Origin of the sequence: Methanosarcina barkeri 3 (assembly GCF_000970305.1) — an archaeon.
Classification (GTDB): domain Archaea; phylum Halobacteriota; class Methanosarcinia; order Methanosarcinales; family Methanosarcinaceae; genus Methanosarcina; species Methanosarcina barkeri_A.
In genome coordinates this window covers 998308-1018009 of the sequence record NZ_CP009517.1, presented here as the reverse complement: position 1 = coordinate 1018009, position 19702 = coordinate 998308, and the positions used below count along the sequence as shown (strand labels likewise).

At 37.6% G+C, this 19702-nt stretch carries 16 protein-coding genes; 10 read left to right on the top strand and 6 right to left on the bottom strand.

Going from position 1 to position 19702, the window contains the following annotated elements; genetic code table 11:
- Positions 1 to 451: 451 nt before the first annotated feature.
- Positions 452 to 1018 carry a flavin reductase family protein gene (locus tag MSBR3_RS04125; protein WP_048106638.1) on the top strand — a complete coding sequence of 189 codons (567 nt, stop codon included), beginning with the start codon at positions 452 to 454 and terminating at the stop codon, positions 1016 to 1018.
- An 87-nt stretch (positions 1019 to 1105) separates the two neighbouring features.
- Here MSBR3_RS04125 and MSBR3_RS04120 read toward each other — a convergent pair whose 3' ends face one another.
- The gene (locus MSBR3_RS04120; protein WP_048106637.1) at positions 1106 to 2305 is read right to left on the bottom strand and encodes an aldo/keto reductase; all 1200 of its coding nucleotides are present in this window, start codon (positions 2303 to 2305) and stop codon (positions 1106 to 1108) included.
- Positions 2306 to 3309: 1004 nt separating this feature from the next.
- On the opposite strand from MSBR3_RS04120, the gene MSBR3_RS04115 reads away from it, so the two are divergent.
- Complete coding sequence (locus tag MSBR3_RS04115; protein WP_155396873.1) at positions 3310 to 4653, top strand: right-handed parallel beta-helix repeat-containing protein; 1344 nt, start codon at positions 3310 to 3312, stop codon at positions 4651 to 4653.
- A 285-nt stretch (positions 4654 to 4938) separates the two neighbouring features.
- On the opposite strand, the gene MSBR3_RS04110 is transcribed toward MSBR3_RS04115, so the two are convergent.
- Positions 4939 to 5274, bottom strand: a complete 336-nt coding sequence (locus MSBR3_RS04110) for a hypothetical protein (RefSeq protein WP_048106634.1) — start codon at positions 5272 to 5274, stop codon at positions 4939 to 4941.
- A gap of 250 nt (positions 5275 to 5524) precedes the next feature.
- Between MSBR3_RS04110 and MSBR3_RS04105 the strand changes: the two genes are divergently transcribed.
- A complete protein-coding gene (locus MSBR3_RS04105; protein ID WP_048106632.1) occupies positions 5525 to 5758 on the top strand; it encodes a DUF2795 domain-containing protein in 234 nt (77 codons plus the stop codon).
- A gap of 237 nt (positions 5759 to 5995) precedes the next feature.
- Here MSBR3_RS04105 and MSBR3_RS04100 read toward each other — a convergent pair whose 3' ends face one another.
- Together MSBR3_RS04100 and MSBR3_RS04095 are read right to left on the bottom strand one after the other, a co-directional pair.
- A complete protein-coding gene (locus MSBR3_RS04100) occupies positions 5996 to 6295 on the bottom strand; it encodes a carboxymuconolactone decarboxylase family protein (protein ID WP_196297003.1) in 300 nt (99 codons plus the stop codon).
- 782 nt (positions 6296 to 7077) lie between these two features.
- Positions 7078 to 7608 (bottom strand): GNAT family N-acetyltransferase, encoded by a 531-nt coding sequence (locus MSBR3_RS04095; RefSeq protein WP_048106628.1) that lies wholly within the window; start codon positions 7606 to 7608, stop codon positions 7078 to 7080.
- 204 nt (positions 7609 to 7812) lie between these two features.
- Here MSBR3_RS04095 and MSBR3_RS04090 point away from each other — a divergent pair, with 204 nt between their 5' ends.
- The 6 genes from MSBR3_RS04090 to MSBR3_RS04065 all read left to right on the top strand — a co-directional run bounded on the left by MSBR3_RS04090 (position 7813) and on the right by MSBR3_RS04065 (position 16174).
- Positions 7813 to 9396, top strand: coding sequence for a transglutaminase-like domain-containing protein (locus tag MSBR3_RS04090; protein WP_048106626.1), 1584 nt, complete (start codon positions 7813 to 7815; stop codon positions 9394 to 9396).
- A gap of 1547 nt (positions 9397 to 10943) precedes the next feature.
- Positions 10944 to 12647: a circadian clock protein KaiC gene (kaiC, locus tag MSBR3_RS04085; RefSeq protein ID WP_048106624.1), complete on the top strand. Its 1704-nt coding sequence runs from the start codon at positions 10944 to 10946 to the stop codon at positions 12645 to 12647.
- A gap of 410 nt (positions 12648 to 13057) precedes the next feature.
- Positions 13058 to 13408, top strand: a complete 351-nt coding sequence (gene kaiB / locus MSBR3_RS04080; RefSeq protein ID WP_048106622.1) for a circadian clock protein KaiB — start codon at positions 13058 to 13060, stop codon at positions 13406 to 13408.
- A complete protein-coding gene (locus tag MSBR3_RS04075) occupies positions 13405 to 13773 on the top strand; it encodes a circadian clock KaiB family protein (protein WP_048106620.1) in 369 nt (122 codons plus the stop codon). The genes kaiB and MSBR3_RS04075 overlap by 4 nt, the downstream gene beginning before the upstream one ends.
- A 27-nt stretch (positions 13774 to 13800) precedes the next feature.
- Positions 13801 to 15054 (top strand): histidine kinase dimerization/phosphoacceptor domain -containing protein, encoded by a 1254-nt coding sequence (locus tag MSBR3_RS04070; protein ID WP_052723271.1) that lies wholly within the window; start codon positions 13801 to 13803, stop codon positions 15052 to 15054.
- A 628-nt stretch (positions 15055 to 15682) separates the two neighbouring features.
- Positions 15683 to 16174: a trypsin-like serine peptidase gene (locus MSBR3_RS04065; RefSeq protein ID WP_048106618.1), complete on the top strand. Its 492-nt coding sequence runs from the start codon at positions 15683 to 15685 to the stop codon at positions 16172 to 16174.
- Between the two features lie 255 nt (positions 16175 to 16429).
- Here MSBR3_RS04065 and MSBR3_RS04060 read toward each other — a convergent pair whose 3' ends face one another.
- Both MSBR3_RS04060 and MSBR3_RS04055 read right to left on the bottom strand, forming a co-directional pair.
- Positions 16430 to 16852 (bottom strand): secondary thiamine-phosphate synthase enzyme YjbQ, encoded by a 423-nt coding sequence (locus MSBR3_RS04060; protein ID WP_048106616.1) that lies wholly within the window; start codon positions 16850 to 16852, stop codon positions 16430 to 16432.
- A gap of 159 nt (positions 16853 to 17011) precedes the next feature.
- Positions 17012 to 17419 carry a hypothetical protein gene (locus MSBR3_RS04055; protein WP_155396718.1) on the bottom strand — a complete coding sequence of 136 codons (408 nt, stop codon included), beginning with the start codon at positions 17417 to 17419 and terminating at the stop codon, positions 17012 to 17014.
- A gap of 1120 nt (positions 17420 to 18539) precedes the next feature.
- On the opposite strand from MSBR3_RS04055, the gene MSBR3_RS04050 reads away from it, so the two are divergent.
- Positions 18540 to 19181: an HAD family hydrolase gene (locus tag MSBR3_RS04050; protein WP_048106612.1), complete on the top strand. Its 642-nt coding sequence runs from the start codon at positions 18540 to 18542 to the stop codon at positions 19179 to 19181.
- The last annotated feature ends 521 nt before the right edge of the window (positions 19182 to 19702 follow it).

The following is a 19702-nucleotide window of genomic DNA, read 5'->3' as shown; positions in this document are numbered from 1 at the left end:
TGGCGCAGCAACCCTCATTGAAAAATTGTCTTTAAGACTCTGAAGATAATAAATATTTAGAAACATTAAAGATGACAGACTTTCTATAAATTTAAGTATAGACGAGTTTAGTAGATAAGTGCAGATTAGCATCGTGTATAATTGTGATAAGTTTCATGTATAAGTATAATTGAAATTCTTATGCGAAGTTATACATGAACACAAGGTTTAAAAATAGTACATGTTGCAGATATAAGAAAAGCACTTGAATTAAAAAACACTTGAATTAAAAAACACTTGAATTAAAAAACATTTGAATTAAAAAACACTTGAATTAAAAAACACTTGAATTAAAAAGTATCTGAATTAAAAACTCAAATTCTCCTGAAATTTGCATAAAACTTTCAAGTAACAAAACACATGATGATAAGTCACGAAAGCATTTTGTACTATCGAAAAGAAAAGTAAAAATATGAAGCAATCAATAGGAGCAAAACCACTTGCATTTCCGACTCCAGCCTGGGTTGTCGGTACATATGACATGAATGGAAAGCCAAATGGTATGACTGCAGCCTGGGGAGGAATCTGCTGTTCTAACCCTCCATGTATCAGCGTATCCTTAAGAAAAGCGACTTACAGCTATGCAGGGATCATGGAAAACAGGGCATTTACGGTCAGTATCCCGTCAGAAGCTTATGTAAAGCAGGCCGACTACTTTGGCATTACAAGCGGAAGGGATGAAGATAAGTTTGAGGCTACCTGCTTGACGCCGGTAAGAAGTGAGCTTGTACCTGCTCCTTACGTAGGTGAGTTTCCGGTTATCCTCGAGTGCAAGCTTCTGCATAACTTTGAGATAGGGCTCCATACCCTGTTTGTAGGAGAAATCCTTGATATTAAAGCCGATGAATCCGTGCTCGACGAAAAAGGAAACCCTGATATTGAGAAAATCAGACCTGTTATATACAACCCTGGAAGTAGAGACTATTATGGCATCGGGTGTAATCTTGGAAAAGCTTTTTCGATAGGCAAGGATTGCTGAATAAAAACTAATAAAAAATTAATAAAAGAAAATAAAAAGCAATAACACTTTCAGAACGGTTACTCTTTATATATCTCAAATTCTTTTTCATTCCTTTCTGAACGTCTTTTTCGCAAAAATCTTCCATCCTTTGAGGTCTTTTCCCTCAAATTTTTCCTTCACGGCTTCGAGCAGGGAAGGAATATCCAGGTGCTGTGGGCATTTTTCAGTACATTGCCCGCACTGGATGCACTGGGAAGCATAACCAGGGACATCGCCTCTTATAATTCCTCCGGGTTTTGCCGCATACATAAGTTTTGCTTCACTCTCATTGCCTGACAGGTAAAAGTTATCGTAGATCTCAAAGCAGCCGGGAATATCGACGCCTGAAGGACAGGGTAAACAATATCTACAGCCCGTGCAGGCGGTCTTCATAAATTGCCTGTATTTTTGTTCCGCTTTTTTTACAAGATTCAATTCGGCGTCAGTCAGGGAATCTGGATATGCCTCAGATGCGATTTTCAGGTTTTCTTCAATATGCGACTCCTCGTTCATGCCTGATAGTACAACCGTAACCTCTGGACGGTTCCATATCCATCGAAGGGCCCATTCTGCAGGTGTGCGTTTTACAGCTGCTTCATTCCATATCTCGTGAACTTCAGGAGGCACGAGATTCGTCAACTTGCCTCCACGCAGGGGTTCCATAATAATAACTCCCAGACACTTTGAAGCGGCATACTCAAGCCCTTCCGTTCCTGCCTGGTTCTTTTCATCCAGAAAGTTATATTGAATCTGGCAGAAAGTCCAGGGATACGCATCCACGATTCGTTTGAAATCGTCAATAGTCCCGTGGAATGAAAAACCGGCATTGACAATTCGGCCGTCAGCCTTTGCTCTGTCAAGGAAATCCAGCACTTCAAGCTTTTCCATTTTGTCCCATAAAAGCCCTACAAGTCCGTGCACAAGGTAATAATCAATATGATCAGTTTTCAATCTTTCAAGTTGCGAATTTAGAATACGATCCATGTCCTCTTTCTTTTTTATTGTCCATGAGGGAAGTTTCGTAGCAAGCCTGACCTTTTCTCTGTAACCAGCTGCAAGGGCCCGCCCAAGAAAAGGTTCGCTTTCTCCCATGTGATACGGCCAGGCCGTGTCAATATAGTTAACTCCTTGATCGATTGCGTATCTAACTTGCCGGGTAGCTCTTTCCTCATCAATTGTTCCATCCTCTTTCACAGGGAGGCGCATGCATCCGAATCCCAGTACTGAAAGTTCATCTCCGTTCTTTGGCATTTTTCGGTATAGCATTTCCGTTACCCCTTTGTTTTAAGCTTTTATGTTATTTTAAGGGTTTCTACACCTGAATTACGCTTCGTTACCTTAGTTCCGTCACCCGAGTCCCGTCACCCGAGTCCCGTCTCGGGAGGACGGGTCCGTTTCGCTCACGTAGTTCGCTCAAGCGGATTAATTTATGAACAAAGAAGTTTCACTTTCTGAGTTCCGTCACCCGAGTTCCATCTCGGGAGGACGGGTCCGTTTCGCTCACTTCGCTCGCTCAAGCGGATTAATTTATGAACAAAGAAGTTTCACTTTCTGAGTTCCGTCACCCGAGTTCCATCTCGGGAGGACGGGTCCGTTTCGCTCACTTCGCTCGCTCAAGCGGATTAATGGGGTAATTCCTAGATAAGATACGAATTTAGTTTCAGGAGGACAGCTAGAGTTAAGTTTTAGGATCTGAGGCTTTTTGCTACTTTTAACAAATTTGGCAGTATTTCGGATTTTCTGGAAATTACAATTTCAAAAAGTTATTGGATAGAAAATTTAATGTCAGAAGATATGTTAGAAGATTTGTATTCTTTATATAATAAAAAGTTAATTTTTATTTTAAAGTTTATCCCAAAACCAATTTTATTTTTATATAACTGTATTTTAATTTTTATATTTTTCCTTTTTTCCTTGAGTTATTTTTCGTGATCTGAAACTTGATTGATTATTCGGGATACAGGAATAAGAGAAGTAATTTAAGTATTGGGACCAGCCTCACAGTAAATTTGAAAAAATACTATAAGTTCTTTCATATTATATTAATTTTTAAATATTATGTTTTAATGGAAAATTTTAACTATATAATTTAAAAGATTATATTAACATTTGTCAAATGAAAAATAAAAAGAAGATGAAGGAATATAATAATGAGACAGGTAAAAAATCACTTTTTAACAGGCTTGGTATCAGCGATTCTGAGTTTATTTTTAATTATTGTTTCATCTGCGGCTTCAGCAGCTATTGAACAGGATAACCAGACTACAGTAATGGAAAATAAGACTATATACAATCCACTCGATTTTGATAATTTAAACCTTGGTAGCCCCATACAGAGTAAGACTGTGTATATAGCAGGAAACGGAAGTGGAGATTTTAATTGTGATGGAGTTGATGACCAGGTAGAGATAAACAAAGCCCTTAAATATGTTTCAGAAAACCCGTACCTTACAACCGTTTATTTCAAAGGCCCATATACATACGTTATCTCAGATAGTATTCTCATTGGAAATAATACAACCTTAGAAGGAGATTCTACGGCTGTAGTAAAACTCGAAGACAATGCAAACTGGCCAGTGGGTAAGCCCATGATAACGCAGATGAACAGCACCGGGATACATGAAGTTACTATAGAAGGCTTTGAAATCGACGGAAACCATGACAGTAATCTGGATAAACCAACTGGGTATGGATTTTATAACATGATCTACTTCTCCAATTCTACTGATATCAAAGTTCATGACATGTATATGCATGACGGGCATGGAGAAGGATTGAAAGTAGATCGAAGTTACAATGTTCAGTTTTACAATAACGTTATCTATAAAATGGGTCATAATGCTTTTTTTGCAGAAGATTGTCAGAACCTGGAAGCCTGGAATAATAAAATAACCATCAGGACTGATTGCGGTCTTAGAGTTTTAAATTCAAACCACATAAGATTTCATGATAATGTAATTGACTCTTTTTATCACTGGAGTGGAGGCGATTCTGGCATTATGGTTGAGAAAACAACAGGGACTGTTAACGACGTAGAGATATATAATAACATTATCCACGACATTTATGGGTCTGGAATCTGGTTAATAGGTTGGTTAGAGTCCTATCCCAGGGAGGAAGCTCAGAACGTCCATATTTTTCGCAATATCTTTTACAATACTGGCACGAACCCAAATATTGAATGGGTAGGAGGTATAATAACAAGTGGATTTTATGATACTCTCATCGAAAACAATGTCTTTGACGGGGTATATCATGCGGCAATTATTCACATGTCTCCCATAGGCATCCAAACCTATCCTACCTATGAAACTCGTTCCAGTCTTTCACCCGCAAGCACGGAACACACAACAATTGTTCGTAAGAACATAATTGTAAACACCCAGAAGCGTAAAACAGATCCTGACGGAACTGGATATGCAATAATCAATTATCTCCCTGAAACAGATGCTTTTGTGCTGGAAAATAACTGTTTGTACAATAACTCTGCAGGTAATTATCAGAACTGCACATCAAGTACAGACACATACGCAGACCCTCTTTTTGTAAACCGGAGTATACACAATTATCGTTTGGAACCAGACTCTCCTTGCACTGGTGCCGGATATACTTGATATATTTTATAAAAATCGTAAAATGCCAGTCAAATTCAAACAGAAGGGTATAGTGAATAGTACAGTAAGCAGTAAAAAACCTGCGCATCTGGACTTGATTAAGGTACAAAAGCAAAAAAAATGTTATTACATTGAAAGTGTGCTGGGTAATTAATCTCTCTTTGACTGGCTTCGACGATATAAAATCGGAGGTTTTTTGGAGTTATGGCACTATTACGATTGTGAATATTTTTTAAACATCTTTTTTAAAGTAATTGTTTAGTAATGGCCATTCTTTGCTCCAGGTCAGATCCTTGTAGTTTCTCTGTAACCAGCTGCAAAGGGCTCACCCAAGGAGAGGAGCGCTTTCTTCAGGTGATACGGTCGTGCCGTGCCGATAAAGTTAACTCCTTGGTCGATTGCGTATTTAATTTGCCGGATAGCTCTTTCCTCATCAATTGTTCTATTCTCTTTCATAGGAAGGTGCATGCATTCGAATCCCAGTACTGAAAGGTCATTTCCGTTCTTTGGAACTTTTCTGTAAAGCATCTGTCCTTTTTCTGCAGTTCTTTTTCGATTGTTTTTTTCTCTTCTACATGATATTTTGTTACTAAAATAAAATGAAGTAATAATTTTTAACATATTATTTCAGAATATTGTTAAGATTTAAATAGTAAATCGTCATTTTAAGTATGCTAAAAAGTTCATCTTCCTTCTGAAACTTTGCAGACTAGATAGTCTGCAAAGAAGGAAAATGTTGTTAAATTCTAATTATAAAAACGATAGAGGTGGCATGCTGCAAAATATAATAGTCTTCGGAAAAGGAGCATAGAAATTTTGCAGGTGTCATCAGGGAATTTTAAGGATTAAACAAAAGTAAAGGGGAGATATAATGGAAAATGAAAGTAAGAGAGAATATGTCACCGAACTTCCTCTAGAAATTCAAAAGATGTTAAAAAATATTGATTTTCCTATAGAAAGAAAAGAGGTTATTGAACAAGCAAGAAAAAGTAAAGCAATTCCGGATATACTACGAGAACTTGGTATGCTTCCGGACAAAAAATACAACAGTGCTGAAGATCTAGCAGAGGAACTTCATATAGTTTACATAGGCGTCCCGGCCTAAAAAGTAAGTAATTTTCTATTTTAGTATTCTGCCGCAAATGCGGCAGATCTATTTCCAATTCTCTCGTTCCTGGTTTTATAGAGTTCTTTATATTTTTATTTATCTGATAATCATTATTCTATTTTAGTTTCAATGATAGAATTTAAGACTATTTTTGCTCCAAAATCGATACATAAAGGCAAGAAACTCCTTGACGATATAACGATTTCCTTAGTACATGGATTCCTTTTATACTACTTACATAATGTCCTTCAGGGCCTCAGAGGCTGTATAAACGCTTCCAACTCCAAAAATGTACTGAGTTATCCTTATTGCCTGCATCACTTCTTCTTTTGTCGCTCCTGCCTGCATTGCCTGAACTGCAAGGGATTTTACTCCGTTTACTGCACCATTAGCTGCATCAAGGGACATTGCAAGCAGAAATTTGTACTTGAGAGGAATTCCGTCTTCCACGAAAGCAAGTTCGCGTGTATTTTCAAGAAGGGTAAATAATTGAGGGTCCTGGTCCACAATAACCTTTAATGGATTTTCTGTCAATGCACCATCTCCGTTCCTTTTACAAAATATTGATTTTATTATTTGTTCCATTTATTAGATCCGTTTTTTAATTAAATACCTATCAATTTAAAAGTCCTTCCTTTGAACAAACAGGAAAGATAGAAAAAGAAATAGATCAGAGGAAATAGAGGAGGTAAAGGAAGAAAGAGAAAAAGGATCAAGAGAAGGTTAGAAGAAAAGGATAATAGTCAAAAGGAGGAAGATAAGAAGGCAAAAAAAATCGAAAGGAAAAGGCAAGAAGAGATCGAAAGGAGAAGGAAAGAATGAAAGAAAGGATCGAAAGGAGGAGGAAAGAATGAAAGAAAAGATCGAAAGGAGAAGGAAAGAATGAAAGAAAAGATCAAAAGAAGAATGTAAGAAGGCAAGAAAAGATCAAAAGAAGAATGTAAGAAGGCAGAAAAGATCAAAAGAAGAATGTAAGAAGGCAAGAAAAGATCAAAAGAAGAATGTAAGAAGGCAAGAAAAGATCGAAAGAGGAAAGCGGAAAGTAAAATGGGTAGAGTTCGTTTTTATGTGTACATTTTTCGACAAAGAGTTTAGAAAGTTTTAGAAAAAAGAGGGCATCCGTTTTTGAAATGGAGGAACGGAGATAGATGGAGGGTGTTAAACGAAGAGTTTACAGATGCCCATACAACTATAATACTTATAAATATATAAAATTAAGTTTATACTGCTGGTTTATAGGATTTTATCGAAGTACTTAAATTATTTTCTATGAAGATATCTTCTATTAGAACTGCTATGGAGTCAAGGATGAAATTTTAGTTTTTATTCAAAAATTCATAAGCTATGGTTCCTTTTTCCGGGCCCTCTCCTTTAAAAATAAAACCATTCTTTTCCAGGACACGAACTGAGGCTTTCAGATGAGGATACGTATAAGCTACTATACTGTTGCTTTTGAGGCTGGAAAAAGCCCACTGCGTCATTGATTGAACAGCTTCGGTTGCATATCCCCGACCTTGATATGCATCAAGCAAAGAGTATCCTATCTCAAGTGTCCCGTCCTCGTGAGCAAGAAATCCTCCGCTTCCGATCAATACAGGTTGTTCAGGGCTTTCCTGGGAAAGAAACCAGTAAAAACTCCAGAGTTTCCGGTTTCTTGCCTGAATTCGTCCAATGAAATCTTCTATTACTTCAGGAGTTATCTGGTCAGGTGGCCATTCTTCAGGGACATGAGCGTTAAGAGCTGAAGCAAACGCCTGGCGGTCGTGTAGTTCGAGAAGATACAGCTCCGAGGTGGCAGGGAGCAGATATAGACGTTCGGTATTGATAGGGTGTAGGGAAAGAGGCATGTACACGATTTGGATTTACTTTTATATAATATTTATGCTGAATACTATTAAAGAGAGCTTAAAGTCACTAAATAGTAAAGAGAGAATACGCAAGCATATAATGGATTAAAAGGAAGAAACTTTCAAATAATTACACTTACATATTATTTTTTTGCAGTTAAGTCGGATTTACATTCCAGTTTCTGTTTTCAGGGGGGCGCACTTTTGATTGATGCTGATATTTCACACACAATAGCAAGGCTAGCCAAACTAGCAATAATACTTGTTGTTTTGTTCGGGGTTGCTCACAGGTTCAGATTCAATTATACTGCCCCGGCAATAATAGTTATTGCTCTGTGTGGAACAGGCGCTGTTGTTGTGGATTTCGATGGAGACGGATTAAACACTCCCTGTGAAATTCAGCATGATACCAGCATATTTGCATCTGATTCGGACGCTGATGGAATTTCGGATGGATATGAAGTCAGCACACTACATACTGATCCTGCAAATGGTGATACTGATTCCGATAAAATCTCGGATTTTGACGAAGTAAATAAATATAAAACTAATCCGTTGAGTGAAAATTCTGACGGGGACTTATATGGAGATTATCAGGAGATCTTTGAGTCCAGTACAGACCCTAATTCCAGAACAGTATCAAAATTAATAGTCAAAACCTCTTCTGTGAATGGTGATGTATTCATAAACGGAGAATTTCAGGGCAATGGGCAGATATCAATAGAATTGAAACCTGGTACATACAAAGTGCAATATGGTAATGTAAATAATTATCATTCTCCTGAGCCACAGTTAGTAGTCTTGAAGTTCGGACAACAAATGAATATTGTTGGGGATTATGAATCCTACTCTCCTTCAAAACTGGCGGTTTCAAGTGCAGTATCCGATATGTCCGGTGTGAGTCCAGCAGTATATAGTTATTATGTAAATAACAAAAAGAAGCTTTTCCAGGTGACCATTGCTAACAATGGAGAGTCATCTGCAGAAAATGTTATTCTGTCTACCCGTACTGAAGGTGGTAATTGGGTTTCATCATCCATCAGTGAGATCTCTCCGAATAAAGTGTCGAAAATAGAGGTAACCCCAAGCATACCCGAAGATGTATTTGAAAAGGCTGGCAAAGAATCAACGAAAAATCTGTATTTGAAACTTGAGTACAGTTCATCAGGAACAAAACAACCTGTTGTGGAAAGTACTGTCCCTCTCAAGGTATATGGTAAAAATGCTCTTCCGTTAGCAGATACTTCTAAATTGGCATCTGCAAACGCAGGTATCTCATCAAAATCGTTTTATTCGTACTATATCGATCCGCATGACTCGAATGTAAGAAATATTGCAGCAAGTGCGACAATGGGTACAGATGATAATCTGGATAAAGCCAAACTAATTTTTGATGCGCTTGGTCAATATGGGGTATGTTATGTCTCCGATCCCAATGACCCGTTGGGAACCGGCGTAGATTATATCCAGACACCGACCGAGACATTATCCCTGAAAGGCGGAGATTGCGACGATCTGGCTGTACTGTATGCGTCTGCTCTTGAGTCTGTAGGTATGGATACGGCACTGATCCATATTCCTGGTCATGTGTTTGTAGGATTTAAAGCGGACGGGAACTGGAAATTCATTGAAACGACGATGATTAAAACTCCAGAGAGCACTGACGGCTATGAAACTTCGTATTTCGATCAGGCGATGTCCTCTGGATATGATAAGTATACAGAAAATACTAATTCAGCACTCATCGTGATGACTGAGCAAGCCTGGGAACAGGGGATTACATCGTAAACGGTTTTCCAGAAATGAAATTATCTTGAGGAAATAATGAGGAAGTAATTAGGAAATAGTGAGGAAATAGTGAGAAAAAGGTAGTGAGGAAATAGTGAGAAGTGGTCTGGAGGTAGTCAAGAGGCAGTCAAGAAGTTGTAAGAAAGTAGTAAGGTAGTGGGAGACGCTGGATTATGCTGCATAAGTATCCTCATTATTTAGGGCTCTATAAGAGAACTATCGTTCAAAAACTCTTTAATGTTTTTGGGTATCTTCAAGGAAGTTTAATTAAAACTTGCATTAAGTGAAGTTACAGACTCAGTTTTTTAATATATGCTAATCTTATTTTATGTAATTCAATAGTCCTTCCTATAATAAATTGATATTAATTAGTCACCGGTTAAGGAATATTCCTTTTTGAAAACTATCGATTTTGCATTATAAGCCTGCCTTAAGTTTTGGCCTATTTACATGAAAGCAATATCTTGTCCCAACTTACAATCAATAAAATGTTTCTTAATATTTCATGATATGTTACCTTTAAGTTAGCAAACTTTTAGAAATTCAAAAGAAAAACATTGCACTACTGCCCATTTATGGAATTTAATAGTATGTTGTCTTACTCTACAGAAATCCATTACATGAAAGCTTATTCGAACTCAGAAAATTAACGATGGAGTTCTGTGTGCATTTGCGTGTATTGGTACAGGTTTTGCTTAACTAAGCATACTTAGATGAGGTAAGTTAATATATACTAAATTTACTATATGATACTGAATCATTATATGCAGGCGAATTCTTTTTAAAATATAGCAAACAATCCTGCATAGTGTGATAAGACTTTTTGATAGCTTTCATTTTAAAAACAAAAATCATCCATACAAACTAATATAATCTCTAAAATTAACTCTAATTAATCTCTAAAACTCCTCTAAATTGTGTTCAGTAGTCGGAGAAAATGTTGATTGAATATAAATTTAGAAGTTTATAATTCTGGTATTGAATTATTCAATGTTTTTTGGGGATCATATTCTACAATTCTACCAGATAAATTTGATGAATATATTCCTTCCTAACTCAACCTTACTCAAGGACAGAGCTGGAAAAAAGTGCTTTCACTATAATCATACAAATTTAGAGAGAAAAGGAGCAGAATTGCTTTCAAGACCTTAAAAAACCTTCTCAAAACATATCTCAAAAGACTATTCATGAGCTTGAGAGATTTAATTGGGTAAAGGACAAGTTAAGAGATTTTCTAAACTCTCTAATGTGCAAGGGAATAGAAAATAAGGTTTATTCAATTTATCAGGAATCGGTTGAAAACTGATCAATAAATTGGTGTACAATTGAATGAATTAGGAAGAAGCTGGTGGAATTGGGAGGAGCTAGCTGAATTGGGGAGAAACTGGCTGAATAGGGAGAAATTAGCTAAATTGAGAAGGAAATGAATGTGTTGACTGAATAAACTTAACTGAAGCTTGATGAGAGAAAATATGAAGAACGAACAAAAGCCCAGTAAATTCCTGAGTTAAATAGGGCATTAAAAAATAGAAGAGAGGAATACGACTTTGAACACTACTTTAAAGGAAAAAAGTTTGGAGAAAACCCCAACAGGCATAGCCGGTCTGGATGAAATTACCTATGGCGGATTGCCTAAGAGCCGGCCAACTCTGGTATGTGGAAGTGCTGGTTCAGGAAAAACCCTCCTGGCAATGGAATTTCTGATAGAGGGAGCCAGGAAATACGGAGAGCCTGGCGTTTTCATGGCGTTTGAGGAGACTGAAGAAGAGCTTGTCAAGAATTTTGCCTCCCTGGGATTTGATCTGGACTGCCTGGAAGCAGAAAACAAGCTGGTAGTTGATTATGTCCATATTGATAAGAGCGAGTATGAGGAAACCGGCGAATATGACCTTGAAGGTCTGTTCATAAGACTCGGGCTTGCTATAGATTCCATAGGTGCCAAGCGTGTAGCTCTGGATACGTTAGAAGTTCTCTTTTCAGGGTTCCAGAACGAAGCCATACTGCGTTCCGAACTACGCAGGCTCTTTAGCTGGCTGAAGGATAAGGGCGTTACTGCCATAGTTACAGGTGAACGAGGAGAATCATCTCTTACTAAATACGGGCTTGAAGAGTACGTTGCAGACTGCGTCATTCTCCTCGATAATAGAATGAATGAACAGATAGCCACCAGGTACCTGAGGATCATTAAGTATAGAGGCTCGAAACACGGCACAAATGAGTATCCCTTCCTGATAGAAGAAGACGGAATCTCGGTCATGCCCATTACTTCACTGAGCCTGGAACATAAGACATCTGTAGAGAGGTTATCAACAGGCATAGAGCGCCTGGATATGATGTTTGGAGGTAAAGGCTACTACCGTGGAAGCTCTATCCTTATTTCCGGAACTGCAGGCACAGGCAAGACCAGCTTTGCAGCCGAGTTTGGAAGAGCTGCCTGCGAAAGAAAAGAACGCTGCATATACTTTGCCTTCGAGGAATCGCCAGACCAGATCGTAAGGAATATGAGATCTATAGGCATAGAACTTCAGCCTTATATTGACGCCGGACTTATGCAAATTAACGCCTCGCGTCCCATGGCTTACGGCCTGGAAATGCATCTGATAATGATGCGCAGGCTCATAGATAAGTTCGAGCCTTCTATGGTGATAATTGATCCCATATCCAACCTTACCAACGTCGGCACCGAGATCGATGTCAAGTTCACGCTTACAAAGCTCATTGATTACTTAAAGCTCAAGAATATTACAGCCGTGTGCACAAGCCTGGTAGAGCATGAGAGCATGGAGGGCTCGAACGCCCAGGGTATATCTTCTCTTATAGATGCATGGATTAACCTCCGCTTTTTTGAGAATAGCAACGAACGCAATCGTGGCATCTCGGTAATCAAGTCCAGGGGTATGGCGCATTCAAACCAGATCCGAGAGTACTTGCTCACTGATCATGGTGTGAAAATTGAAGACGTGTACCTCGGGCCTTCAGGAAGCCTGCTTATGGGCTCGTCAAGGGCAGCCCAGGAAGCAAGGGAAATGGCTGAGGCTGTGGTTCAAAGCCAGAATACATCGCGGAAGAAAAGGGAGCTGGAGAGCAAGCTTAAAACTTTGGATGCTCAGATAACAGCATTGATCTCGGAGTTTGAAATGCAAAAAGAAGAGTTGAATAAGCTAACCTCCGAGGACGAACTCAGGAGTGAGGTAATAGCTAAGGAGAAAAGTGAGATGGCCCGTATAAGAAAGGCCGACAAACCTGTATGAACAGCGCAAATCTCTACTGAGAACCGAACTTGCATATTTCTAATTCTGTGGGGTTGTGATTAGAAAAGCTCTCTAGAAGACCTCAACTGAGAAAAAATAGCAGAGAAAAACTCAATCGAGAAGAGTTCAGCCAAAAAATCTTATCCGAAAACTGGAAAATAGAAAGATCTTATAAGAGGAAGTAAGGGGTCAAAACCCGATCCCGAATCTGTTTGGCCGTTACTCATGAAGTAGCTGTCTCAAAAGAGGTGGGGAGGGCTGGGGAGATAGAGGCTGGGAAAATAGAGGCTGAGTAAGTGAAGATTTTTGTTCCTTGACTGTATAATTATAATCTATAGATTCCAAAAGTTATATGGAAAGAGCCGGTTTGGGAAGGGATAGTTTTCTCAGGCTTAAGTGGTGTATATTTAATGAAAGAAGCAGCACAAGATTATGAAGGGACTCATTCTATCGAGTCCAGTACTGTGCCTGACAAGGAAATTTACATTCTGAGATTATATGTGGCCGGACAAACCAAGAAAAGCCTGGCAGCCTTTGCCAATTTAAAGAAAATCTGCGAGGAATATCTCGGCGGCAGGTACAGGATTGAGATTATAGACCTTCTTGAAAATCCACAGCTAGCAAAGGGTGACCAGATACTGGCTGTACCAACGCTAGTAAGAAAGCTTCCTCCGCCAATAAAAAAGATCATTGGTGACCTCTCGAACACTGAGCGCGTGCTGGTAGGACTGGACCTGCTTTCTGAGAGGGGACAGCAATGACCCGTAAAGAAGAAAACAAGACGTCGGATGTCAAAGACTCTACAACTGCTTTTGAGGAAGCCCTGACCAGAAATGAAGAAGGAAAATACATTCTGCATCTCTATGTTGCGGGAATGGGGCCCAAATCGGTGCAGGCGATCGAGAATATCAAGCGAATATGTGAAGAATACCTGCCAGGCAGATACCAGCTTGAGGTCATTGATATTTATCAATATCCTATTTTTGCCAAAGACGGGCAGATAGTGGCTGCTCCGACCCTGATTAAAGAGCTTCCTCCGCCTTTAAGAAAGCTCATAGGTAGTATGGCGGATACTGAAAGGGTTCTGGTTGGAATGGATCTTAAGTTCAAAGCCGATAAAAAATAACAGATCTTTGGAAGGGCAGTGTAACACATGAGTTCTAAAGCAGAAAAAGATCAGGAATCAGTATCATATAAGGTGCTATTAGATGAAAACCACGCCTTAAAAAGTGAGGTAGAAAGCCTGAGAGCAAGTCTGACAGAAGCTGAAGAACTCAGGCGTGCCATTAGCGAGGGGGATCTGGATGCCCTGGTAATACCCGGACCAGAAGGAAAAATGGTCTTCACCCTGGATAGCGCTGACTATGCTTACCGCGTCCTGGTGGAAACGATGAACGAAGGCACTGCTACCCTTGCCTGTGACGGCACCATCCTCTACTGCAATCGTCATTTTGCAGAACTCCTGGGGATACCTTTACCTGCCATAGTAGGCACATCTATCTATCAGTTTATTGCGCCTGAGAGCGCAATCACCTTTAAAGTACTCCTGGAGCATGAAACGGGTAAAGAGGAAATTAATCTCCAGGTTGAGGGTGGCAGATCTTTGCCTGTATATCTTTCAATCAGCTTGTTGGAGACAGGCGAGTTTCCAAAATCCTGGTGTCTCGTGGTCACAGACCTGACTGAACAGAAGAAGAATGAAGAGATTCTTGCAAATATCGAGACTGCGCGTAAAAAGGAAATCCATCATAGAATTAAAAATAATCTGCAGGTAATCTCGTCCTTGCTTGATCTTCAGGCTGAAAAATTCAATAACCGAGGATACGTTAAGGACTTGGAAATCCTTGAGGCTTTCAGGGTTAGTCAGGACCGGGTCCTTTCTATGGCGCTTATTCATGAGGAGCTGCACGAAGGTGGAGAAATCGATACATTAAATTTTTCGCCTTATCTGGAAAGACTGATTAAAAATCTCTTCCACACTTATACACTTGGAGATTCCAGTATTAGCTTAAGTCTGGACCTTGAGGAAAACGTTTTCTTTGATATGGATACTGCAGTTCCTTTAGGGCTAATTGTTAACGAACTTATTTCCAATTCCTTAAAATATGCATTTCCAGGTAGGAACGACGGAAAAATTCAGATAAAGCTCTTTAGTCAGGAGGCTGGAGATAAGCTAAACAATGAAGAAGAGCTTCCCGAAAAAGGCAGCAGGGGCAGCAGGTATACTCTTATAGTCTCAGACAACGGAATTGGTATCCCCCAGGATATCGATTTTGAAAATACAGAAACACTTGGTCTTCAGCTTGTATGCATTCTTGTTGACCAGTTAGAAGGTGAAATTGAGCTGAAAAGGGATAAAGGAACGAAATTTATTATAAAATTCGACAGTGTCGCGAATTTGCTGTAATCCAAAGTTAACTTTTTATTTGCAGAGTATAATTTTGTTCTCTCAAAACTGGATTTTCAAACTATCAACTTGTTATGATTCATGATTTTATAAAAAATCAGTATACTAAAACCAGCACATTAAACCATTATATTATCTCTTTTCCGTGTTATCAAGGGACAAACATTGCGTATAAGTGTAGAGATAATTTGCAAAAATCCAATACTGCAGTTACGATAACAAATGATTCCATGTGTCTTCAAGTGAGGAATTGTACTAAATTTCTCTGCTCTCTCAACAATTATTGAAAATTTTAATATTTTATAGATTGGAACATGTATCGATTTCATGTAAAGAGGCAAAAATATAAGGCAGGCTTCTGGTGCAAAATCGATAGTTTTCAAACAGGAATATTCCTTAACAGATGACCATGCAAATTATTCTAATATTTATAATAATTTAGCTATTTTACTACTAAATTATTATTCTATCAAATTTATATTCAAATTAATTGTATTAATTATTCGGTTGTCCAAAAATTCAAAATATATTCTCTAACTCTTATATTCTGAATAATAAATTGGTTTCTGATCATGAAAATAGTTCTAAATTTGAGGTACTTAAAAATCAAAGTTTATGATGAAGACTTATGATAAAAGCAGGCAGTTCTTTTTTCTATATGGGAAAACGCTGTATTGTTGGTGCTGTTATTTTACTCAAAGAGTTGCCTTATATGGTCACGGTTTCTCACATATTTAAGGGGGAAAGAGACTCTCTGATAGTTGACGGAATGAGACTTACTGTTACAAGAGTTTTGAAAGATTTCGATCTGGCTCTCATAAAGCTTCCTCCTGAATGTATGGTTAAAATTACCGAGATTGGCAGTGCAGCTGAACTGGAGGAAGCTTTCCTTGTCAATGATACACATATTATCCGGTGCAGAGTAGTTAACGCTGGAGTTTCACTGCTTTACCTGGGCTTTCGATGCCTTGATATGCCGGAACCGGGAGATAGCGGTTCTCCTATTATGCAGGCAGGGAAAGTAATAGGGATCATATCTTCAGTGATGCTGGACAATTGCATGGGAATTGCAATCTCTTCCGTTGTTCTCATCAGTCTGGAAAGATATGCAGGATTATAAGAAGAATAGTGGGATTAAGAAAAATCTGATCTTAAGTAAATAAATAAATAAATAAATAAATAAATAAGTAAATAAATAAGTAAATAAATAAGTAAATAAATAAATAAGTAAATAAATAAATAAGTAAATAAATAAGTAAATAAATAAATAAGTAAATAAATAAATAGATAAATAAATACTAAGTGAAATAGTTTTTTTGGAAAAACTGTTATAAAACACAGTTCTTAAAAGTTCTTTTTTAGGAAATAAAGCTGTTTAAAAGTCTCCAAGAATCTGCAGTAGGATTCTTCTTACCTTTTCAATTCTGTCAAAGTTAATATACACAATCTGTTGCCAGGTTCCAAGAGTAAGATTTCTTTCAATAAAAGGTATTGTAAGGCTTGGGCCGATGAGCATAGCTCTTAGATGTGAGCCTCCATTATAATCTCCCCAGGTTTTGTGATGGTGATAGTCCCTGTCAAGAGGGATTAGCTGATTAAGCGTTTCAGAGACATCTTTTGAGAGATTGGGCTCAAATTCCATTGTAGTTATTGCACCGGTTGAACCAATACAAAAGATTGTAACCGTTCCATTTCTTATTGTTGATTTTCTGACTTCTTCTGAGATTACTTCGGTAATATCAACAATTCCGCAGTCCTCTTTTCCAGTTACTGAGATTTCTCTTGCTTCCACAGGCATGAAAGATGATTAGTGGAGTCGTATTGATAAATTTTTCTAAGTGTTTGGGAAATCTCCTGTTAGTCTTGCTAGCTGCACTGCTTTAAGTAGTGAAATCAATGCAAAAGTCAGGAAAAAGTATAGGAATGCCCATTTTCGGATTCTAGAATGCCAATTGCCTTAACTTTCACTCTTGAAGCTAATTTGGCGACCCTGCTTTGTTTCACTACTAGAGCTGGTTTCACTGTCATGGCTTGTCTCATTATCTTTACTGGTTTCATTGTTCTTGCTAGTTTCGTTATTCTGGCTGGTTTCAAGAGCCTGGCTGGTTTCGAGAGCTTGACTGGTTTCAAGAGCCTGACTGGTTTCAAGAGCCTGGCCAGTTCCATGTCCCTCATGGGCTCCGAGGTCTAGTTGACCATCGGGATAACCTTCGTCATAGCCATGTATGTAACCTTCGTTATAACTACTATTATCGCCTAAACCGCTTTTGACATCATAATAGTTACTATTGAAAGCACTCTGATAGCTGTCTCGGTAGCCATCTTCATAGCCATGCTGATAGTCGGGAGATCTCATACCTGACATTTTTACTCCTAATATCAAAGTTAGTATGACAAAGACTGCCAGTAAAAATCCACAGACTTTAGTCCAGTTTTTGTTTGAATCGTTTGTCAATCAACTTTCCCTCGGCAGATTATCAATAATAGATATTCATATTAATTTTTCTAAATAATATTAAGTAGTTAAATAATATTAAGTAGTTAAACTATACTAAGTAGTTTAATTATACTAAGTTGTTGAATAATACTGTGTAGTTAAATAATACTGAATAGTTGAATAGTATTAAATAGTTAGATCTAAGTATATTATTATGTTAATTTCAGCTAAAATCTTTTAGATCATTATATAAAATACTTATAAAAGGCTTACACTTATTTGAATCTATGATGAACATCCAGTTTGTTTCGTGTTACTCTTAATGTGTATACTTCTTTTGATTTTAGTTTCTTAATCGTCTTATTCATACCTGGTTTACATCTTATTTTTGATAGGAATTTTGACACAATATCATCTAGTGTCGCGTCAATCCTCAAGTATTGAACGATTCTGTATAGTTGTAATCGATTTTATACGACACTTTACTGTAGAATCAACACTAGTAATTTTGATCTGGAACTTCAAACCATAAGATCAAGTTTTCAATGAGGATTATATGCTTTTAATAATACTGTTTGCTTTTAATAATTCTATATGTTTTTAATATGACCATATATATTTCATATTGGCGGTAAGTTCTGATCAATCGTAAGCTACGTAACTAGTGATTGTTTACAATATATTAATTTGTCAAGCACTTTTATCCTGAATAGTGCAGAAGGAATATATTCAGAATAATATCCTCCAAAAACTTCAAACTCTGGAATTGACTCATTAAAAGCTGAATGAATTCTAATTAAATCATCCTTTATATGAGTTTTTATTTTTTTGTTGAATAGTTACGACAAAAACACCTTTAATAAATGCCTTTAAGAAGAATATTTACTCTGTATTTTGTGTTTTTTAATTTTAAAAATATAAAGCATGCAAATGTAAAGGATAAATAAAAAACCTTTGTTTTTGGGCGAAAAGATATTATGCCAGTACCGCAGGACCTTATGTCAATATTGCAGAATTCTATGTCAATAGCAGACTCAAGGCGATAGATATGAAACATAGCACTATTATTTTTGACTTTGATTACACATTGGCCGATGCAACGAATGGCATTGTGTCAAGTTTTAACTACGCCTTCAGTAAACTGGGCATTCCCTCCTCTGACCGTGAAAGTATAAGAAGAACCGTCGGATTACCACTCGATAAAGCATTTATTCAGCTAACCAATAACGAAAATGAAGTTTTGATAAATCGTTTTCTCAGTTTTTTTCGGGAAAAGGCTAATGAGGTAATGTCCAGAGAAACCATGCTATATGCCGATACAGTAACCACGTTAGAGAGATTAAAACAAAACGGGCTCAATACAGGCATAGTAACCACAAAATATCATTTTAGAATAGTTGAGTCTTTGAACATGCACGGTGTCCTGGATTTAATAGATATTATTGTTGGAGGAGAGGATGTTAAAGTCCCCAAACCGTCTCCTGAAGGATTACTGCTTGCTATTGACAGCCTTAACGAACAACTTGATAATGTGCTATACATTGGAGATAGTCTGATAGACGCTAAAACGGCTCTGGCAGCAAATGTCGATTTTGCAGCAGTCATCACAGGAACAACAACAGAAACTGAGTTTTCTCGATATCCTTACGTGAAAGTAGTAAAGAGTTTGTCAGAACTTTTTAATGAATAAAAATCATTCTCCTATTTTTAGACTTCTTATATATTAAACAACATAAAAAATGCGTAAAGTATTCAGGAAAAACCAAAACTTGCCAGAAATACAGATGCCATACCTATCGATCTTTCCATGAGCGACCCAAGCGGAGTTAGTAAACATACAAAAAAAGCAGATATACTATCCTTTGGAGAGTTATAAAAAAGGTTAATAATTGGAATAGACCAGACCTAAATGAAGAAGGCAATTTTAATGTTAAGGGATGTGACACTTTCGGTCTGGCAAAACCAGATTCTGTAGTAAGTCACAGGATTTTCATTGAGGACATTCCAGCCACATACAGGCAATTTTCTCAACATGCAGACGTTTATATGAAGGTAATAATCAAACTCAGGTATTAAAAGAACTCAGGTATTAAAAGAACTCAGGTATTAAAATATTAGACTTAAGTATGGACAACTATGAGCAGTGGAACTTTTAAAGCTTATATTTTATTGTCAAATCATTAAAAGTAGAATATGTCTTTGTATAATCCG